Raw genomic sequence first — 19,069 nt, 5'->3', positions numbered from 1 at the left:
ATACTTGCAATCCATGCCCAATTCATAAAAGGGGCACACCATGCCAACGATCATCTCCAGAGCCGTTCGAAACTTCTCCACGCTGTTCAAGGCTGATGCCTTTGCGGGTATCCTGCTGATCGCCGTTGCCGTGGTCGCCATGGTGGTCGCCAATTCGGGGGTTTCGGGCGCTTATTTCGAGCTGTTCAACGGCTATCTCTGGTCGAAAGACGTCTTCTATCTCAACACCATTCACCTGTGGGTGAATGATGGCCTGATGGTGATCTTCTTTTTCGTGGTCGGGCTCGAAGTGAAGCGCGAGATCATCGCCGGCAACCTCTCCGATCCCAAGGCGCGCAACCTCCCGATCCTTGCCGCGATTGCGGGCATGGCTGCACCTGCCGCCATGTATTTCCTGATCGCAGGGAATGAGCCGGGACTGGCCAATGGCTGGGCCATCCCCGCCGCCACGGACATTGCCTTTGCCATGGGCGTCGTCGGCCTGCTCGGCACGCGCGTGCCTTCCGCCCTGCGACTGTTCCTGCTGACCGTTGCCATTGTGGACGATATCGGCGCGGTGACGATCATCGCGATCTTCTACACCGCCAATCTCAAGGTGATGTATCTTGTCGGCGCGCTGCTCGTGCTCGGCGTCATGTTCTTCCTCAACCGCCGCGGTGTCAGCTCGAAGATACCCTTCATCGCGCTCACCCTGCTGCTCTGGTATCTGGTGCTCTATTCAGGCGTTCACGCGACCATCGCCGGCGTGCTGGCAGCACTGATGATCCCGTTCCAGTGCAAGGACGGATCGACCATGTTGGAGGATATGGAGCACGCGCTCGTTCCCTGGAACGCCTATCTCGTCGTACCGATCTTCGGCTTTGCCAATGCCGGGGTGAATCTTGCAGGCCTTGGCATGGGCGCGCTTATCGAGCCGCTCCCCCTCGCTATCGCTGCCGGTCTTGTGATCGGAAAGCAGGTGGGTATTTTCTCCACCGTCTGGGCTGCCGTTAAAGTCGGGATTGTGCAGAAACCTCCGGGCTGCAACTGGACCGAGGTCTGGGGCGTGTCGATCCTGTGCGGTATCGGCTTCACGATGAGCCTTTTCATCGGCGAACTCGCCTTCCCCGGCTCTGGCGATGCAGCACGGCTGCTGCGCGATGAAGCCAAGATCGGCGTTCTCACCGGCTCGCTCATCTCCGCCGTACTTGGCTACGTGATCCTGCGCCTGACGACCTCGCACCCCGAGGAAAAGGACGACCCGAACAGCCCGGTCGTGTAACCGCGAGGCAATGGACCCACAAAAAAGGCAGGCGGAGCAAATGCTCGGCCTGCCTTTTTGATTCGCGTCGAAAGCGCGAGCGCCCGCGCGTCTTAGTCCTTCTTGTTGACCGGCGCGTCCTCGCCCAGGTCTTCGTACCAGGCTTCGACCGGGCCATTCAGCTTGATCGTCAGCGGGCGTCCCTTGCGGTCGACCGTCTTGCCCGCCTGCACGCGCACCCAGCTTTCGGGAATCGAATATTCCTCGATATCGGTGCGCACGCGCCCCTTGAAGCGGATGGCTACGCCGCGTTGCAGTTTCTCGGCATCGAAATGCTCGCTGCGCGGATCGATCGAGAGGTGATCGGGCGGAAGGTCGGTTGTCTGTTCGTCACTCATGGCGCTCGCCCCTAACCCGATTGACGCAAAAAGCAATCCAATTGCCGATCAGGCGCAAACCCGTCTTGCCCTTTTACGCAGGGCCTTCTAAGGGCGGCGCTTCGTGCGCAGGCCTTTGCCTGCACGGTTCGCTTGGCCGCGGGCGTGGCGGAACTGGTAGACGCGCTGGTTTTAGGTACCAGTATCGCAAGATGTGGGGGTTCGAGTCCCTTCGCCCGCACCAGTCTCGCCGTGCCGGAAATGGCACGGCGTGAACCGGATAAAGAGAGTTTGAGTAAAGGCTGACAATGCAGATCGTCGAAACCACCAATGAAGGCCTCAAGCGCGCCTACACAATCACCATCACCGCCAAGGATATCGATGACAAGATCGATGCCGAGGTAAAGAAGGTTGCTCCGCAGGTGCGCATGCCCGGCTTCCGCCCGGGTAAGGTGCCCGCCAACCTCGTGCGCAAGATGCACGGCGAAGCGCTGCATGCCGATGTGCTGAACACCACGGTGCGCGAATCGGTCGATGGCCTGATCAAGGACAAGAAGCTGCGCCCGGCGCTGCAGCCGAAGGTCGAAATGACCGAAGGCTATGAGCAGGGCAAGGATGCCGAAGTCAAAGTCGAAGTCGAAGTGCTGCCCGAAATCGAGGCGCCTTCGATCGAAGGTCTGAAGCTGGAAAAGCTGAATGTCCCGGTAAGCGACGAGCAGCTTGACGAAGCTCTGGGCAAGATTGCCGAGGGCCAGAAAAGCTATAAGGACGCTGCCAAGACCAAGAAGGCTGCCGAAGGCGACCAGCTGATCATCGATTTCGTCGGCCGCGTGGACGGTGAAGAATTCGAAGGCGGCAAGGCCGAAGGCGCGCCGCTGGTGATCGGTTCAGGCCAGTTCATCCCCGGCTTCGAAGAGCAGCTGACAGGCGCCAAGAAGGGCGATGAGAAAACCATCACCGTGACCTTCCCGGAAGATTACCCGGCAGAGCACCTCGCCGGCAAGGAAGCCGAATTCGACATCACGGTTCAGCAGGTGAAGACCGAGACCGAAACCAAGGTCGACGATGATTTCGCCAAGCAGCTCGGCCTTGAAGGGATCGATAAGCTGAAAGAACTGGTGAAGGGCCAGATCGAGCAGGAAAGCGCCGGTCTCACCCGCACCCAGATGAAACGCCAGCTGCTCGATACGCTCGCAGCCGACCACGATTTCGATGTTCCGCCGACCATGGTGGAAGCCGAATTCGACCAGATCTGGAATCAGCTGACCCAGGAAGCCGCCAAGGAAGACGATACTGAAGCGGCAATGAAGGAACTGGAAGCCGAAAAGGACGATTACAAGCGCATTGCAGAGCGCCGCGTGCGTCTCGGCCTGCTGCTTTCCGAAATCGGCCAGGCCAATGGCGTGGAAATCAGCCAGCAGGAAATGCAGATGCTGATCCAGCAGGCTGCCCAGCAGTATCGCCCGGAAGATCGCGAACGTTTCGTGGAATATGTCCGCAACGAACCGATGGCCCAGGCCCAGCTGCGCGCTCCGCTGTATGAAGACAAGGTCGTCGACTTCCTGTTCGACAAGGCTGAAGTGACCGAGCGTGAAGTGACGCGCGAAGAACTGGAAGCCGCGATTGAGGCCGAGGAAGCAGCTCCTGCTCCGGCCAAGAAGAAGGCACCCGCCAAGAAGAAGGCTCCGGCGAAAAAGGAAACCGCCAAGAAGGCAGCTCCGAAGAAAGCCGATGCCAAGAAGGCTGACGAGAAGAAGCCTGCGGCAAAGAAGGCCCCTGCCAAGAAAGCGGCAGCCAAGAAGGACGATGCCAAGAAGGGTGAGGCCAAGCCTGCTGCAAAGAAGGCTCCGGCGAAAAAGGCTGCGGCCAAGAAACCTGCCGCCAAGAAGGCGCCTGCCAAGAAGAAGTAAGCGCTCTTAGCGCCACGTAAAAAGCCCTCTCCGGCCTGTGCTGGAGAGGGCTTTTTCTTTGTCTGCGTGGCCGGCTTAAAAGCTGCCCGTCAGTGTCAGGGTAATACGCTGGCCGAGATCGCGGCGGCGCTCTTCGGTAAACAGGATCGGTGCGGTATTGCGGGGACCGTCGAAAACGGTGCGGCGCAGGTAGTCCTCATTGTCGAGCAGGTCGGCAAGCCGCACATTGGCGGTCATCCCGAACAGGTCCTTATATTCGACGAATACCGCAGCCTGCTGAAGCGGGCCATATTCGAGGATTTCCTGTGTGACCCGAAAGCTGGGCGCAGGATCCGCTTCTTCGAAAGACCATCCCCATGCCCAATCGGTCCGCGGGACATCGTGGCGGAAATTTACCCGCAGTTCCAACGGGTTGAACCGGTCAAATCGCCGCGCGATATTGGTTACGGGATCGATCAGTTCGGAATCTTCCCACTGAAAATCGACGTCCAGCTGACCGCCTTCAAGTCCGACAGGCGCGAGCTGCAATGTGCCGACGAAGCGAACACCGCGCCTGCGGGCGCTTTCCAGATTGCCGCGTGCTTCACCGCCGCCCGCAACAGGCACGATGATCAGCAGGTCCTCGATTTCCTGGTCGAACAGGGTGAGCGTCGCCGAGCCCCAGTCGCCGAAGTTCTTGGCGACTTCCAGCTCGATTTCCCAGCTTTGCTGCGGGCGCAATTCGGCGTTCCCCGCATTTTCCTGCTCTTCGGAGAGGTCGACGCTGGCGAGGAAATCGCCGAAGTCGAGCTGGCCGACGCGCCGGGCAATCTCAAGATTGAGGTCGAGCCCTTCGGTGGGTGTCCATGCGATGGCCAGTGAACCCTTTGGCCGCTGGAAAGAGCGGGTGCGCGCATTGTCGCCTGTCTGCGACAGCTGCGAATATTCGCCGCCGCCGATCAGCTGGACGGTGAGGTTGTCGGTGATCGGAAAGCCGACGCTCAGCAGGGCTTCGTAGCGGTCTTCCCGCACGCCGCCCACGCCACCATCGAAATCGACCTCGACATATTCCGCGTTCACCGGATCATAGGCGAAGAGTTCTCCCACCTGATCGAGGCGGTTAAACGCGGCTTCGCCCGACAGCTGCCAATCGGCACCGAGAAGGCCCCAGCTATATTCGGCCCGTCCGATTCGCTCGCCTTCTTCGGCGACGCGGATGAATTGCGAACCGCTGAGCGGCAGGCCGGCAGTGTCGAGCAGCGAGCTGGATGTGCGATCGCGATAATCGTAGCTTTCGAGCGCGATGAGTTTCATCTCGCCGCCGAACAGCGCGAAGGTGATGTCGCCGCCAAGCTCGTAATACCATTCGTCGCTGTCGGTGTTGAACGTCTCCAGGAAAGGCTCGAGCGTGGTGTTCGCGACCCGCTCTTCCGTCTCATCCGCATCGAAGATTTCGATGCCGCCGCTGAGGTTCAGATTGACTGCCACCTTCGGCGCGACGTCGAACGACAGGAAGGCGTTGAGATTGGGCCGGTTGAACAGATTGGTCGACGTATTGAGCCGCTCGTCCACAGTGCCATCGGCAAGGGTGATGAAAGATGGACCAATCCTCCCGCGCGCGAAGTCGCGATTTTCCAAGGCCAGCGTGTATTCGACCCCGCCGAGCTGGCCTGTCAGAGATACCTCGCCTTCGAACCACTGCGCCGGGGCGTTGCCGAAATTCCATTCGGGCCGCCAACGGAACTGGCCAGCAGCGCCGCCTTGCCGCACAATGATATTGGCGACGCGACCTGAGAGGCCGGGGATGTCGAGTGTCGCGCCATCGACGATTTCAATGCGTACCACCTGATCGACCGCGATGCGCGCGAGCTGATCGGAGGTGCTGGTCGATTTGCTGGAAATGCGCTCGCCATTGATAAGCAGGTTTTCTGACGCCTGACCGAAGCCGCGCCCACCACCACCGCCGCGATCCACGTTGAAGCCTGGTAATTGCTCGATGATATCCAGCGCATTGCGCGGAGCGAAACGAGCAAAATCTTCTGGTGTATAGGTTTCACGGACTTCGCCAGCTGAGCCGCTCTGGACATTCTCAGCAACCTCTTCGCTGTCCTGCGCAAACGCGGGTGCCGCCTGCCCGGCAAGTGCCGAGGCAAGCGCCAGCAATCCGCAGTGCGCAAAACGTGAAGTCACGAAAATCCCAGTCCCAGATAGTAATCAAGCGCGCGCTTTCATGCGCAGGCGCGCCATGGCTTGGTCAGTCAGTGCTTGGCAAGGGGGTTGGTTCCCAGCGCTCCATATCCGGAACGGCCAACTCCGCAGTGCGCGCACGTTCATAGGCGGAGCCCGCCTGAAGAATGGCGTGATCATCCCAGGCCGCGCCCATGAAGGAGATACCGACCGGCAGCCCTTCGATATGGCCCATCGGCACAGTCAGATGCGGGTAGCCGGCAATAGCGGCGAGCGACCCAGCTCCGACACTGCCGCGAAAATTGTCGCCATTCACAAGGTCCGTCACCCAAGCGGGGCCACGGGTCGGTGCGACGATAAAGGCGACATCGTTTTCCGCCAGCATCCGGTCGAGGCCTTCTGGCCCTGCGAGGCGCAAAGCGGTGGCGCGGGCCTCTTCATACTCGGCGCGGTCGGTGGTGCCGAGCGCCATGTGGAACAGGTCCTGATCGAACCAGCGCATCTCTGCATCGGCATTGGCCTCGTTAAAGGCGATGAGCTCTTCCAGGCTGCGCACCGGGATATTGGCGGGGGAGGATTGCAGGTAAGCATCGATCCCTTCGCGGAATTCGTAGAGCAGCACGGTGAAGCTTGCGCTGCCCATTTCGTTGTTCGCATCGTAGTCGATATCGACAAGAACCGCGCCCTGCGCCTCCATATCGGCGAGCGCCTGATTGTAGGCTGCCTCCAGCGGAGCAAAGCCACCCGACCGATTGCGGATCACGCCGATGCGCACGCCGTCCAGCGATGCGGTTTCCAGCCCGGCAGTAAAATCGAACAGCAAATCGCCCTCGCCAATCTCGCCATAGTCCGGCCCGGCAATGGCGCTGAGGAGCAACGCCGCGTCAAAGACAGTGCGCGTCATCGGTCCGGCCGTGTCCTGCGTGTGGCTGATCGGCACGATATGCGTCTGGCTGACGAGGCCGACGGTGGGCTTGAACCCCACCACGCCATTGATGCTGGCAGGACAAGTGATCGAACCGTTGGTCTCCGTCCCGATCGCGCCCCAGCTCAGACCCGCCGCAACAGCCGCGCCGCTGCCCGAGGACGATCCGCAGGAATTGCGATCCACGGCATGCGGATTGCGTGTAATGCCACCGACGGCACTCCAACCGCTGCTCGATCCCGTTGAACGGAAGTTCGCCCATTCGGAAAGGTTTGTCTTACCAAGCACCACCCCGCCATTCTGGCGCAGGCGCGAAATCAGCGGCGCGTCGCGCCCGGTGTCATTGTCAGCAAGGGCCAATGATCCCGCGGTCGTTGGGAATTCCCGCGTTTCGATATTGTCTTTAACAAGAACGGTACGGCCGGCGAGCATGCTTGCGCCATCGACAAGGTGTGCCGTGCCCCGCGCCTGCTCTCGGTCAAGATGCTCGATGACAGAGTTCAGGCGGCGGTCAAAATGCTCGATCCGCAAGGCAAACCCCCCCGCCTGGATATCCGCGGGGAGCGACAGCATTACTTCCGCACTCTCTGGTACGTCCTCCATCACGATGGTGCTGGCGTCTTGGGAGGAAGCCGGAACCGAGGCGAGAACGCCGACGGCGGTCAACAACAAAAAAGCATGTCTCATGCCCGCCTTGTGCGCCGCAGCGCTCGCTTTCGCAATACCCCTAAAATTCCCCGCTGAGACGGAAATTGAAAATCGGCTGTACGCTCAAATCCTGCGTTTCGCGGAACAGCAGTGGGGAACGATCGCGGTACCCGTCGTAGACGTAGCGATCCTGCCGTCCGCGCCCATCGGTCAGGTTGAACACCGTCAGGCTGGCGGTCATTCCGAACACGTCTTTGTGCTCGACGAAGGCGAATGTATAGACAGGCCCTTCGTAATTGAGCGCTTCTTCGCCCAGCCGATATTGCGGCAGCGTGTGATTGTATTCGAACCCCACCCCCCAGGCGAAATCCGATCCCGGAATATCGTGCCGCAGCGTCGCGTCCAACTCGTGATTCTGATTGCCGCTCCAGCGGCGTTCTTTCCCCGTGAGAGGATCGATCAGGCTGGTCCGATCCAGATCAATCGTCAGGTCCAGCTGCGCGCCGGTGAAGCCGATCGGTTCAAGCTGGAACGTGCTGTTCCACCGAATGCCCCAAACGCTGGCGCTATCGATATTGCCGCGCGTCTCAAGACCGCCCTCGACCGGGATGAACTCGATGAAATCCTCGATCTCGCGCACATAGAATTCAATCTCGGTGCTGCCCCATTCACCCAGGCTCTTGGCTGCCTGGAGTTCCAGTTCCCAGCTTTGCTGCGGGACGAGCTCTACATTGCCGGCATTCTGCTGGTCCTGGTTGAGCGAGACACTGGCGAGAAAATCGCCGAAGCTCAGCTGTCCGACGCGCCGCGCCAGTTCGAGCGAAATGTCGAAGCCTTCCTCGACCTGCCACGCCAGATTGACCGAGCCTTTCGGACGGAAGAAGCTGCGTGTCAGGCCCATGTCGCCGGTTTGCGAAATGGTCGAATATTCGCCGCCCGCACCGATCTGCAGTGAGAGATTGTCAGCCAATGACCGGCTGTGTGTCAGAATGCTTTCGTAGCGATCCTCGGTCACGCCGCCGCTGCCATTGGGAAAGTCGATCTCGACGAATTCACCGTTTCCGTCGAGCTCGAAAAGATGCGCTGTGCTGTCGAGGCGATTGAACGCGGCTTCCACATCCCATTGCCAGTCACCGCCCAGCATGGACCAGCTGTATTCCGCCCGGCCGATCCGCTCACCACTGTCGCTGACCGAGGCAAAGCGGCTTCCCTCGTCCGGTGTGTCATCGACGAAAACGAGCACGCTATCGGACGTGTTGCGACTTTCCGCGAATTGTTCGAGCGCGATGAGTTTCATCCGCCCTCCCAGCAGATCAAACTCTACGTCCGCACCGAACTGGTAATTGTAGCCGCGCCCCACATTGATGAAATTGCGCGTACGATCGACGCCATTGCTCAGATCGCGAAACTGGTCGTCGCGGAAACTGCGATAGGTGCGGCCGTAAACGGCGTTGGCATTCACCACCGTATTGCCGCCTGCGCGCCATGTGACATTGCCGGACAGGCGCGGAAAATCGCCGACGAATTGCTGGCGCACATCGCGTGTTTCCAGAACATTTCCATCGGGATCGAAGATGAAGGATTCGCCGCCGCCCGCTGCGCCGCGACCGACGCCATTGCCCAGCGCCACCGTCCAGTCCAGCGTGTCGCCCGAGCCGCTGAGCGAAATCTCGCCGCCGATAAAGCTTGGCTCTGCATAGCGGGGACGTGCACTCGCGCGGTAGCTGAAGCGGCCCGAGATATCGCTGGGCCGGGTGATGACATTGGCCACCTGTCCGGAAAGTCCTGCAATGCCTAGGCTCGCGCCTTCGACGATTTCGATGCGGACCACCCGGTCGGTCGCGATGCGTTGCAGCTGGGTGAAGACGCCGTCTGACTTGTTGGTGATCCGCTCGCCATTGATCAGGACATTGGCGCTGGCTTGCCCGAAGCCGCGCTGCCCGTCCTCTCCGCGCAAGGTGAAGCCGGGGACCTGGCTTAACATGTCGAGCGCGTTGCGCGGTGCAAAGCGTTCAAAATCGACAGGAGTGTAGACGCGCGCCCCATCTGCAGCTTCGATCGGATCGGGTGCAGGCTCCAGTTCCGCCTCGTCGCTCACTTCCTGCGCCCACGCAGTTTGCGCGCCAGTCAAAATCCCGAGCAGGGCCACACCTGACAAAAGCCGCTTCACACCATTCCTCCCATCAACCACAGTTGTAATCGTGGGCTCTTTGAACTCGGCTGAAGCAGATTTGGTGTCCTCATCGACCAGCGACATTAATCGACCGACCAACGCATTGCCTTGCGATGAAGCGTTGTTTGCTAACGCTAATTTAACCGTGATTGCCCTAGTCGATCCACCGAACTTCTATTTTCCGGGTCCGATTGAACCCGTTTTGACACTTGGAGATTTGGTGTGGGTGTAGCTCAAGACGGATCAAGCGGGATCGCCAGCCGGATAGGCCTTTGGCTCCGCCGCGGTTCGCTGGTTCAGCAGGTTGGCAATGTTTTCAACCTGTTCGCCGTGCTGGTGCTTGTCCTCGCGGCAGCAGCCCTCCTGGGCACTTATCACATCGACAAGCGGACCCACACGCTTGCCGATCTGACGCAGATTGCGTTCCTGTCATCGGAAATGTCGCGCGAGGTCTCCAACGCCAAGGATGACATGGGAGCGTATCGCGCGCGTGGACGGGACCCGCTTATTCTCCAGGAAGCCATCGATCACGCCCAGAACGCACGCGACCTGAACGTGGAACTGCAGGCGGCCGCATCGCGTGTGGACGGCGACCTCGTCAGCAATCCGCAAGAGCTCGATACCGCGCTGGCCAATGTGTCGCGCGTCATCAGTGAAGTGGGTGCGGCATCGCCCGACGTCATCGAACAGGAATCCTTCCTCGGCCCGCGCTACGACGCTATCGACGTGCCCATCGCGACGCTCAACAGCCTCAATGCAAGCGCAGCGGAACGCGTGGAAAGCTATGCCGGTGATGGGATGGAAGAACTCCAGCTGTTGCTGGTTTCGCTAGCTATGCTGTCTGCCATCGCGGTTGGCCTGGTGTTTGTCGGAAAGCGCCTGGTCGCACGCCAAATCGTCGATCCGATCAGCGCCATCAGTGAAACCAGCCACGCCATTGCCGAAGGTCGCACCGACGTGTCGATCCCCGGACAGGAACGGGACGACGAAATTGGCACACTGGCCAAGGCATTAACCGTTCTTCGCGAAGTTCAGGGCAAGGCCGCCGAACATGCCACCCGTGAGCTGGAAGAGAAATTCGAGAGCGAAAAGGAACGCGAGCGCGAACGTGAAGAACGCATTGCCCTGGTTCAGTCGCTGGCCGACAAATTCGAGAAAACCATTGGCGACGTGGCGAGCGAAGTCGCCGCTGCTTCTGCCCAATTACACAATGCGGCAGACGAACTTGCCAAGAATGTCGAGAATTCGTCCGACCGGGTGGTGACCGCCGATACCAATCTGCAGGAGGTCTCCTCCGGCATGACGGGCGCTGCAGCCGCTACAGATGAATTCGTGCTCTCGATCACCGAGGTCAGCAAGCAGGCCGCCACCAGTTCGGACCGCGCCCAGCGCGCAGCCAGCGCTGCGACCGACGCTGATTCCACCATCGGCGACATGACAGATTCCGCCAGCAAGATCGGCCAGATCGTGGAAGTGATCGCCGGTATCGCCCAGCGCACCAATCTGCTCGCCCTCAACGCCTCGATCGAAGCTGCACGTGGCTCTGACGCGGGGCGCGGCTTTGCCGTGGTCGCTGCCGAGGTAAAGGAACTCGCCGCGCAGACTTCGCGCGCTACGTCCGAAGCTGAAGCGCTGATCCAGCTGGTGCAGGATTCGACCGGCAAAAGCGCCTCTGCCCTCACCACAATCGCCAATGAAGTCATGCAGCTGCAGTCGGCATCGATCATGATCGCCTCTGCGGTCGACCAGCAGGCGGTTGCCGGGCAGGACCTTGCTCGCAGCATCGATATGGCGGCACGTAATACCGAAATCGTCAGCAGTTCTTTCCGCGAAGTGAGCGAACTGGCGGTATCGACCGGCGGCACAGCCTCGCAATTGCGCGACAGTTCGGGCCACCTCATCAAGCAGTCGGAACGCCTGCGCCAGCAGGTTGCGGAATTTCTGCAACACGTCCGCGCCGCCTGATACGCGCCCTTTTTGAAGGCTTTATCGACAGACCAGGGTTAACCCCCTTGCACATTGGCGAACCGCAACCGAAATAGGCGGTCAATCAAAGTGACAAGGAATAGTGATGCTCGACCTGTTCAATGACAATAAAGACCAGTTCACCACCGATCCGCTGACCGGCGCGCTTGTGCCCGTCGTCGTGGAATCGACCAGCCGGGGCGAGCGTAGCTTCGATATTTTCAGCCGCCTGCTGCGCGAACGCATCGTCTTTGTCACCGGCCAGGTCGAAGACAACATGGCCTCGCTGATCGTGGCGCAGCTGCTGTTTCTCGAGTCCGAGAACTCGAACGACATCTCGATGTACATCAACTCGCCGGGCGGCGTGGTGACTGCAGGCATGGCGATCCATGACACGATGCAGTACATCAAGCCGAAGGTCCGCACCGTTTGCATTGGCCAGGCGGCATCCATGGGCTCTTTCCTGCTTGCAGCCGGTGAGCCGGGCATGCGCGTCGCGCTGCCGAATGCCCGCATCATGGTGCACCAGCCCTCCGGCGGTGCGCGCGGTATGGCCTCCGACATCGAAATTCAGGCGCGCGAGATCCTGCGCATCCGCAAGCGGATGAACGATCTTTACGTCGAATATACCGGCCAGAGCCTCGAAGATATCGAGAAGGCGATGGACCGCGACACCTTCCTCGAAGCCGAGGAAGCCAAGAAATTCGGCCTCGTCGATGCTGTTTTCGCTCACCGTCCGAAGGATGATGAAGCGGGCGATGTCTCCGGCACCGGCGGCGCGCCGACCAAGGATAGCGAGTAAATCGCGACCTCCCGGTAACCGGGGAAACCACATTGTAGCATTTTGGCAACCCTGCCTCTTCAGTCTGGAGCAAGGCGGGGATGTTAAGTATCGCAATGATTGATATTGAATCTCGGTGCCCTAGGATGGGCAGTCGAGTCCCGCCACGCGTCGATTCCCGGCCGGGGCGGACAGGATTGAAGGATTATGACCAAGTTGAGCGGATCCGATAGCAAGAGCACCCTTTACTGCAGCTTCTGCGGCAAGTCGCAGCATGAAGTGCGCAAGCTCATTGCCGGGCCCACCGTATTCATCTGCGATGAATGCGTGGAGCTGTGCAACGACATCATTCGTGAAGAAGCGAAAAGCGGCCTCGGCGGCAAGAAGGATGGCGAAATCGCCACCCCGCATGAAATCTGCGCCACGCTGAATGACTATGTGATCGGGCAGGACCGCGCAAAGCGCGTGCTCTCAGTCGCGGTGCACAACCATTACAAGCGCCTCGCCCACTCGGGCAAAGGCAACGATGTCGAACTGGCAAAGTCGAACATCCTGCTCGTCGGCCCGACCGGCAGCGGCAAGACGCTGCTCGCCCAGACGCTGGCGCGCACGTTCGATGTGCCTTTCACCATGGCCGATGCCACCACGCTGACCGAAGCCGGTTACGTGGGTGAGGACGTCGAGAACATCATCCTGAAACTGCTCCAGTCCTCCGACTACAATGTCGAGAAGGCGCAGCAGGGCATCGTCTACATCGACGAGATCGACAAGATCACGCGCAAGGCGGAAAACCCCTCCATCACCCGCGATGTATCGGGTGAAGGCGTGCAGCAGGCGCTGCTCAAGCTGATGGAAGGCACCACCGCCAGCGTTCCGCCGCAGGGCGGCCGCAAGCATCCGCAGCAGGAATTCCTGCAGGTCGACACCACCAACATCCTGTTCGTGGTCGGCGGCGCCTTCGCGGGTCTCGACAAGATCATCGGCGACCGGATGCAGAAGCGCTCGATCGGCTTTGGCGCCAACGTGGCCGAGCCGGACAAGCGCAAGATTGGCGAGCTGCTCGAAAAGTGCGAGCCAGAAGACCTGCTGAAATTCGGCCTGATTCCCGAATTCGTCGGCCGCCTGCCGGTGATCGCAACGCTGCACGACCTCGATGAGGACGCACTCGTCACCATCCTGCAGGAACCGAAGAATGCGCTGGTGAAGCAATATGCGAAGCTCTTCGACCTCGAAGATGTCGAGCTGACCTTCACTGACGACGCACTGCGCGAAATCGCCAAGAAGGCGATCAAGCGCAAGACCGGCGCACGCGGCCTGCGTTCGATTGTCGAAGCGATCCTGCTCGACACGATGTTCGATCTGCCCTCCATGGAAGGCGTGACCGAAGTCGTGGTCGATGGTGATGTCGTACTCGGCAAGAAAGAGCCGGTCCGCGTCGTCGAAGGCAAGAACAGCAAGAAGGAAGAGGCCGCCTGAGTCGGTAAGAGCGGTTCCTGTTCGTCTGCAGCCAAAATCGGCTGAGAAGTCCGACAGCTGAACAGATCTTCGCCGATGTGCCGGGGCTCGAGACCATGTCTGCGGGCACCAACAACGACGCTGAGAATCCGTTGAGCGATGAGCTGGTCGAATGGGCGGACTACATCTTCGTGATGGAACGCGCGCATCGCAACAAACTGCAGAAGAAATTCCGCAGCGGGCTGGGCAAGACACGCGTGGTTTGTCTCGACATTCCAGATGATTACGAGTTTATGGAGGAATCATTGGTGCGATTGCTCCGTGCCAAGATGCGGCGCTGGCTGCCGCGCCATTATCCAATGGGAGAATAAGGTCGTGGTCGTAATTAAGGCACTCGGCTCATTGGCTGCCGCCGCACTTTCGCTGGCACTTGCAACACCCGGCCTCGCCCAGTCGCAAACGCCGACGCTCTTCGTTGCTGAGTTCGAGCAGGTGCCCGCCGATGAGGAGCGCGTGGCCGATAGCGGCGATGCCATTTTGAATGTGACGCTCCGCCCCGAGCTGGTGGTGGAGCTCACATCCGTGCCGGACGAGCGCACGCAGCGCGACATCGGGGTGGCCCGCGATGCGCTACTGACAGAGGGAACGCGGCTCTACGGGTCTTCCAATCGCCGCAGCCTATTTTGCCACATCATCAATGATCGGCTGGTTGCATCCGGCGGCACGTGCTTCCGCGATTTCGACAATGACGGCGCGTTCGAACAGGGCGTGAAGCTGGAAGCGCCGAGCCTCGACACCGATGTGGTTTTGCTCAACCAAGACGGCGATTGGTACGGTGGCACTTTCGTTGATCGGGAGCGGCTGCGCCCCGCGATCACCTATCGGCCTGTCGAAGCTGCGGATGTTCCGACCTGGCCAGCACGCATCTGGTGGCATGCCAATGTCAATCGCGTCGATCCCGAAGACTACCCGGTCGTCCTCACGTTCGGCATCAGCGAAATTTCCTCAGGTGGCGACGTGATCGGCACCTGCGCACTTCGAGAGCTCTATGCGGGCGAGCCTGTGACCATCCACGTCTATGGCAATGTGATCGAGGTGCTCGGCTTCGAAGAGAATGGCGACATGCGCTACCGGGTGCGATCAAATCCCGACCCGCTGACGATCGGCATGATCTACCAGTTTGAAAGCCGCAACGCCTATGTCGGCATGGCGCTGGCGCACAATGCGCGCGAATTGCCATGCAACGATCCGTCTGCCGTCCTTCCGGCTGAGTAAGCCGCGACAATCTGCAACACAAAACCCCGCCCGGCTTCCAAGCCAGACGGGGTCAGCGCGGCGCCGCGCAGAGGGGGGAACGCGGCGCTCAGATCTGGGGCGTTCAGCCCGGCAGCAGCACGCGATCGAGCACGTGGATCACGCCGTTCGACGTGCCGATATCGGCATTGGTGACCAGCACCTGGCGATCGGCATTGTCGGTCAGCACGATATTGCCATTGTTGAGGCGCGCGATCAGTGTTTCGCCCGAAAGCGTTTCGATACGGGCATGGCCATCGCCATCGCGGATCAGGTGGATGAGATCGTCAGACGTCACCCGGCCCGCGACCACATGATAGGTCAGCACGCTAGTGAGCGTGCCCTTGTTCGCCGGCTGCAGCAGCGTGTCGACAGTGCCCGCGGGCAGCGCGTTGAAGGCCGTGTCGGTCGGCGCGAAAACGGTGAACGGGCCATCGCCTGACAGCGTACCGGCAAGGTCAGCAGCCTGTACGGCGGCGACCAGCGTTTCGAAATCGTCATTGGCGGCAGCGGCCTGAACGATGTTCGGCTGGCTGTCATGGTTGTGATTGTGTGCGGTTACCGGTGCAGCCAGCGCGAGGGTGGAAGCAGCGGCCAGTGCGGCGGCAAAACGTGCGGTATTCTTGAACATAAGTACTCTCCTTTTGTGCAAGTCCCGTCCATTCTTGCTGCACAAGCTACGGCGGCCCGCTTAGGAAAGTCGCAAATTAATTTGAGAAATGTCAGATCGCCTGGAATTGGCCTTCAGCCACTACCGGTCCGGCATCTGCATCGGCAGGCTTTCCGCCCAGCGGCTCGCGAGTGAGGACAAGCTGCGATCCCTCGACAAACTCATCGGCCAGCCCATCCGGCACGGCGAAGCGCGCTTCCTCTCCCGGCACGATAACACCGAGCGAATGCAGGTCTCCCTGTCGATCGACGAGCCATAACTCGTGATCGTGCACTCCATCGGCGGTCAGGCCTGCCGAAGACACGCTGAGTTCGTCGCGGCCCGGCACATAGGTCAGCGCTAGACGCAGCGCCGTATCACCAATGGGAATATTCGCGGCAAGCAGCGGCTGATCATTGGTGACAGGCGCGATGGGCGTGCTCTCTTCCGCAGCAGGTCCGACGATTACGACCGCGGCGAGTGCGGCCGCCGCGGCCATCGCCAGCCCCGTCATCATCCGCCAGCGATCGCGCGCCTTGGCGAGCGAGACGATCTGCGCAGACTGGTCTTCCACATCGCCAGAGGTTGCGGAGAAAATGCGCGACCAGACCTCTTCGCGCGGGGTTGCCGGGGGGAAGCTATCGAGCAGCGGCGCGCAGCGATCTTCCCACCGCGCCACCTCTTCCGCGAACTCGGGATCGCGCGCCAGCATCGCCCGCGCACGCAGCAGCTCTTCGCCCTCAAGCAAGCCGAGGACAAATTCGGTCGCAAGCAACTCACGCGGAGTCATGTCAGGGGCGGCTTCGGTCGTCACGATTTCTCTATACACTTTTTCAATTTGGCGAGCCCGCGGTGGACCCGTGATTTCACCGTACTCAAAGGCACATCGTCCGTCTCGGCAAGCTGGACATAGGTCGCTCCGCCCAGAAAGGCACGGCGAATGGCGCTCTGCTGGCGTTTCTCGAGCTTGCCTAGGCAATGGTGAATCCGCGCGTCGCGCTCATCGAGCAGCAGCTTTTCATCTGCCGCGATATCCTTGTCAGGTACGTCGAAGGCCGCTTCTTCGGACACCGCGCCGCTGCGCACCTTGCCGCCAGCACGCATTTTGTCGACGGCGCGGTTGCGCGCCATGGTGGCGAGCCAGCTGATCGGGCTCGCGCGCGCGGCATCGAAGCGATCGGCACGCTTCCACAGGTCGATGTAGACATCCTGTAGGGCATCTTCGGCTTCTTTCTCATCGCCCAAGATACGTAGGCAAATTCCGAAAAGTTTCGCCGATGTGGCCTCGTAAATGCGGCGCAGCGCGTCTCTCTCGCCGCGAGCCAGCGAAGCAATATCCGCGCTCAGCGCGTCGCGCGCGGCCTTGGCGGCAGGATCAATCATGCAGGGCAGCTGTCACGAGGTGGCATGGGGCCACCCTAGCGGGACACAAAGCGCTTGGGAATTAGTCTTGTGGCCGTGGTGCAGGCTGTGGGGGTGGAGCCGGCGGCATGGGTGCAGGAGGCGGTGCCAGCTCGATGCCCGGCGGTGGCTCCGGCGGAGCGATAAGCTCGCGCAGGCTTTCGCAAACATTGGTCGTCCCCGGGAGCCCGCGACCGCGATTGCGTCCGGCATTTCCCGCAACGAGGCAGCCATCGCCCTGCGCTTCGTGCAATATCTGCTCATTGAGCGATTGCGGCACATTCGGCTCAGCCAGCAAATCGCGGTTCCCATCGACCCGGTGGTCCGGTGAGGCGCAGGCGGCCAGCGATGCGGCCGCTATTCCGACGACATATATTCTCATGCGCAGTCCCCTTCTTCGCCAAGAGAAGCGCAATGCCTATCACGTTCAACCTGAACGGTAGCATGACCGATCTTGTGGTGATGCGCGAGTTCCTCGGCAATGTCGCGCAGGAAGGCATCGCCCGGATGGCCGCCGGGCATGACCAGATGCGCGGTCATCGCGGTTTCCGTCGTGCTCATCGGCCAGATGTGCAAATCGTGCACTTCGGTGACCCCATCCAGGCCTTCGAGATAGGTGCGCACCCCGTCACAATCGACGCTGTCGGGCACGGCGAGCAGGCCCATGCGGATGCTGTCTTTCAGCAGGCCCCAAGTGCCCCATGCGATCACCGCGACGATCAGCAGGCTGACCAGCGGATCGATGATGACATATCCCGTCAGCAGGATCGCGACCCCGGCGATCACCACGCCAACGCTGACCAGCGCGTCTGCCGCCATGTGCAGGAATGCGCCGCGAATGTTGAGATCATGCTTGCGCCCACGCATGAACATCAGCGCGGTGGCGGTGTTGATGACGATGCCGATGCCCGCGACCCAGATCATCGTCCAGCCCTGCGGCTCAGCTGGATCGATCAGGCGATGCACCGTCTCGAACAGGATCGCGCCGATGGCGATCAGCAGCAATATCCCATTGGCAAAAGCGGCAAGGATGGTGGAGCTTTTCAGCCCGTAAGTGAATTTCGTGGTCGCGGGTTTCTTGGCGGCCACGCTCGCGCCCCAAGCGATCAGCAGGCCAAGGACATCGGAGAGATTGTGCCCCGCATCGGCGACCAGCGCCATGGAGCCGGAGAGAAACCCGTACGTCGCTTCGACAATGACGAAGGCCGTGTTGAGCACGATGCCGATGGCGAAGGCCCTGCCGAAATCGGCGGGCGCATGGCTGTGCCCGTGGCCCAATCCGTGGGAATGACCATGCGAATGGCCATGCCCGTGGTCATGACCATGATCGTCGTCATGCGTATGTGAGTGTGCTGCGCCCATCCGCCCTATTCGTAGACGCAAGCATCGAGCGCGTCACGCCTTACAACGCCGATGCGCGCCTCAATCGTGTTTCCATAGCGCGCGGTAAAGCCGCCCGGGTTCACCGCCTCGCGCGTTTTGGGCGATGGCAGGACAGCCGCGATCCGGCTCGCCTCATCCGCAGAAAGCCGCGCGGCGGAATGGCCGAAATAACGCTGCGATCCGGCTTCGACGCCGTAAGTGCCGAGTCCTGTTTCCGCGACATTGAGATAGACTTCCATAATCCGCCGCTTGGTCCACAAATTCTCGACCAGAAAAGTGAAATAGGCCTCGAACCCTTTGCGAAACCAGCCGCCGCCCTGCCACAAGAATACATTCTTGGCGGTCTGCTGGCTGATGGTGGAGGCACCACGCTGCCGCTCGCCGCGCGCGCGCTCTTCCAGCGCCTGCTCGATCGCTTCGACATCGAAACCGTCATGCTCACAGAACTTGCTGTCCTCGGCCGCGATGACGGCAGCGACCATGTTGCGATCGATGCGGCTGAGCGGCTCCCAGTCGCGTGTGACCGATCGTTCGTCCATCAGCATGGTCGCGGTGTAGGTGACAGGCAGAAAGCGCAGCACCAGCGTCAGCACCACGCTGAACAGCACGAAAATAAGAACCGTCTTGGCGATGATGGTAAGGATCCGCAGGGCCATGGGAATCAATTAGCTGCGTTTGCAAGGTTCGCCAACATCCCTCCTTG

Annotated in this window: 17 protein-coding genes and 1 tRNA gene; 8 read left to right on the top strand and 10 right to left on the bottom strand. The window is 60.7% G+C overall.

Annotation, left to right across the window (positions count from 1 at the left end; all coding sequences use genetic code 11):
- Positions 1–40: 40 nt before the first annotated feature.
- The gene (gene nhaA, locus O2N64_RS07695; RefSeq protein WP_271077032.1) at positions 41–1,261 is read left to right on the top strand and encodes a Na+/H+ antiporter NhaA; all 1,221 of its coding nucleotides are present in this window, start codon (positions 41–43) and stop codon (positions 1,259–1,261) included.
- 92 nt (positions 1,262–1,353) lie between these two features.
- Here nhaA and O2N64_RS07690 read toward each other — a convergent pair whose 3' ends face one another.
- Positions 1,354–1,638 (bottom strand): DUF3297 family protein, encoded by a 285-nt coding sequence (locus tag O2N64_RS07690; RefSeq protein WP_271077031.1) that lies wholly within the window; start codon positions 1,636–1,638, stop codon positions 1,354–1,356.
- A 138-nt stretch (positions 1,639–1,776) separates the two neighbouring features.
- Here O2N64_RS07690 and O2N64_RS07685 point away from each other — a divergent pair.
- Together O2N64_RS07685 and tig are read left to right on the top strand one after the other, a co-directional pair.
- Positions 1,777–1,861: transfer RNA gene (locus tag O2N64_RS07685), tRNA-Leu, on the top strand.
- A gap of 64 nt (positions 1,862–1,925) precedes the next feature.
- Complete coding sequence (gene tig / locus O2N64_RS07680; protein WP_271077030.1) at positions 1,926–3,527, top strand: trigger factor; 1,602 nt, start codon at positions 1,926–1,928, stop codon at positions 3,525–3,527.
- A 75-nt stretch (positions 3,528–3,602) separates the two neighbouring features.
- On the opposite strand, the gene O2N64_RS07675 is transcribed toward tig, so the two are convergent.
- The 3 genes from O2N64_RS07675 to O2N64_RS07665 form a co-directional block, all read right to left on the bottom strand.
- On the bottom strand, positions 3,603–5,696 hold the full coding sequence (locus O2N64_RS07675) for a TonB-dependent receptor plug domain-containing protein (protein ID WP_271077029.1): 2,094 nt from the start codon (positions 5,694–5,696) through the stop codon (positions 3,603–3,605).
- A 64-nt stretch (positions 5,697–5,760) separates the two neighbouring features.
- On the bottom strand, positions 5,761–7,305 hold the full coding sequence (locus O2N64_RS07670; protein WP_271077028.1) for an amidase: 1,545 nt from the start codon (positions 7,303–7,305) through the stop codon (positions 5,761–5,763).
- Between the two features lie 40 nt (positions 7,306–7,345).
- On the bottom strand, positions 7,346–9,436 hold the full coding sequence (locus O2N64_RS07665; RefSeq protein ID WP_271077027.1) for a TonB-dependent receptor plug domain-containing protein: 2,091 nt from the start codon (positions 9,434–9,436) through the stop codon (positions 7,346–7,348).
- A 225-nt stretch (positions 9,437–9,661) separates the two neighbouring features.
- On the opposite strand from O2N64_RS07665, the gene O2N64_RS07660 reads away from it, so the two are divergent.
- The 5 genes from O2N64_RS07660 to O2N64_RS07640 all read left to right on the top strand — a co-directional run bounded on the left by O2N64_RS07660 (position 9,662) and on the right by O2N64_RS07640 (position 14,915).
- Complete coding sequence (locus O2N64_RS07660) at positions 9,662–11,404, top strand: methyl-accepting chemotaxis protein (RefSeq protein WP_271077026.1); 1,743 nt, start codon at positions 9,662–9,664, stop codon at positions 11,402–11,404.
- A 106-nt stretch (positions 11,405–11,510) separates the two neighbouring features.
- Positions 11,511–12,206, top strand: a complete 696-nt coding sequence (locus tag O2N64_RS07655) for an ATP-dependent Clp protease proteolytic subunit (protein ID WP_271077025.1) — start codon at positions 11,511–11,513, stop codon at positions 12,204–12,206.
- A gap of 186 nt (positions 12,207–12,392) precedes the next feature.
- The gene (clpX, locus tag O2N64_RS07650; RefSeq protein WP_271077024.1) at positions 12,393–13,661 is read left to right on the top strand and encodes an ATP-dependent Clp protease ATP-binding subunit ClpX; all 1,269 of its coding nucleotides are present in this window, start codon (positions 12,393–12,395) and stop codon (positions 13,659–13,661) included.
- 95 nt (positions 13,662–13,756) lie between these two features.
- Entirely contained in the window at positions 13,757–14,011 is a 255-nt protein-coding gene (locus tag O2N64_RS07645) for a phosphotyrosine protein phosphatase (protein WP_333781556.1), read from the top strand.
- 4 nt (positions 14,012–14,015) lie between these two features.
- Positions 14,016–14,915 (top strand): hypothetical protein, encoded by a 900-nt coding sequence (locus tag O2N64_RS07640; protein WP_271077023.1) that lies wholly within the window; start codon positions 14,016–14,018, stop codon positions 14,913–14,915.
- Between the two features lie 103 nt (positions 14,916–15,018).
- Here O2N64_RS07640 and O2N64_RS07635 read toward each other — a convergent pair whose 3' ends face one another.
- The 6 genes from O2N64_RS07635 to mtgA form a co-directional block, all read right to left on the bottom strand.
- Positions 15,019–15,564 (bottom strand): fasciclin domain-containing protein, encoded by a 546-nt coding sequence (locus tag O2N64_RS07635; RefSeq protein WP_271077022.1) that lies wholly within the window; start codon positions 15,562–15,564, stop codon positions 15,019–15,021.
- 91 nt (positions 15,565–15,655) lie between these two features.
- A complete protein-coding gene (locus tag O2N64_RS07630) occupies positions 15,656–16,396 on the bottom strand; it encodes an anti-sigma factor (RefSeq protein WP_271077021.1) in 741 nt (246 codons plus the stop codon).
- On the bottom strand, positions 16,393–16,965 hold the full coding sequence (locus O2N64_RS07625) for a sigma-70 family RNA polymerase sigma factor (RefSeq protein WP_271077020.1): 573 nt from the start codon (positions 16,963–16,965) through the stop codon (positions 16,393–16,395). Before O2N64_RS07625 ends, O2N64_RS07630 begins: the two co-directional genes overlap by 4 nt.
- Before the next feature lie 61 nt (positions 16,966–17,026).
- Positions 17,027–17,365: a hypothetical protein gene (locus tag O2N64_RS07620; RefSeq protein WP_271077019.1), complete on the bottom strand. Its 339-nt coding sequence runs from the start codon at positions 17,363–17,365 to the stop codon at positions 17,027–17,029.
- Positions 17,362–18,345, bottom strand: coding sequence for a cation diffusion facilitator family transporter (locus O2N64_RS07615; protein ID WP_271077018.1), 984 nt, complete (start codon positions 18,343–18,345; stop codon positions 17,362–17,364). The genes O2N64_RS07620 and O2N64_RS07615 overlap by 4 nt, the downstream gene beginning before the upstream one ends.
- 5 nt (positions 18,346–18,350) lie before the next feature.
- The gene (gene mtgA / locus O2N64_RS07610; RefSeq protein ID WP_271077017.1) at positions 18,351–19,022 is read right to left on the bottom strand and encodes a monofunctional biosynthetic peptidoglycan transglycosylase; all 672 of its coding nucleotides are present in this window, start codon (positions 19,020–19,022) and stop codon (positions 18,351–18,353) included.
- Positions 19,023–19,069 lie beyond the last annotated feature (47 nt).

This window comes from Aurantiacibacter sp. MUD61, assembly GCF_027912455.1.
GTDB lineage: Bacteria > Pseudomonadota > Alphaproteobacteria > Sphingomonadales > Sphingomonadaceae > Alteraurantiacibacter.
The sequence above is the reverse complement of the archived record's forward strand: the minus strand, read 5'-3'. Positions and strand labels throughout refer to the sequence as shown.

What these genes read in the sequence shown, in the direction of transcription:
- nhaA (WP_271077032.1), top strand. Translation starts at nt 41, where the DNA reads ATGCCAACGATCATCTCCAGAGCCGTTCGAAACTTCTCCACGCTGTTC.
- O2N64_RS07690 (WP_271077031.1), bottom strand. Translation starts at nt 1,638, where the DNA reads ATGAGTGACGAACAGACAACCGACCTTCCGCCCGATCACCTCTCGATC.
- tig (WP_271077030.1), top strand. Translation starts at nt 1,926, where the DNA reads ATGCAGATCGTCGAAACCACCAATGAAGGCCTCAAGCGCGCCTACACA.
- O2N64_RS07670 (WP_271077028.1), bottom strand. Translation starts at nt 7,305, where the DNA reads ATGAGACATGCTTTTTTGTTGTTGACCGCCGTCGGCGTTCTCGCCTCG.
- O2N64_RS07655 (WP_271077025.1), top strand. Translation starts at nt 11,511, where the DNA reads ATGCTCGACCTGTTCAATGACAATAAAGACCAGTTCACCACCGATCCG.
- clpX (WP_271077024.1), top strand. Translation starts at nt 12,393, where the DNA reads ATGACCAAGTTGAGCGGATCCGATAGCAAGAGCACCCTTTACTGCAGC.
- O2N64_RS07645 (WP_333781556.1), top strand. Translation starts at nt 13,757, where the DNA reads ATGTCTGCGGGCACCAACAACGACGCTGAGAATCCGTTGAGCGATGAG.
- O2N64_RS07635 (WP_271077022.1), bottom strand. Translation starts at nt 15,564, where the DNA reads ATGTTCAAGAATACCGCACGTTTTGCCGCCGCACTGGCCGCTGCTTCC.
- O2N64_RS07625 (WP_271077020.1), bottom strand. Translation starts at nt 16,965, where the DNA reads ATGATTGATCCTGCCGCCAAGGCCGCGCGCGACGCGCTGAGCGCGGAT.
- O2N64_RS07620 (WP_271077019.1), bottom strand. Translation starts at nt 17,365, where the DNA reads ATGAGAATATATGTCGTCGGAATAGCGGCCGCATCGCTGGCCGCCTGC.
- O2N64_RS07615 (WP_271077018.1), bottom strand. Translation starts at nt 18,345, where the DNA reads ATGGGCGCAGCACACTCACATACGCATGACGACGATCATGGTCATGAC.
- mtgA (WP_271077017.1), bottom strand. Translation starts at nt 19,022, where the DNA reads ATGGCCCTGCGGATCCTTACCATCATCGCCAAGACGGTTCTTATTTTC.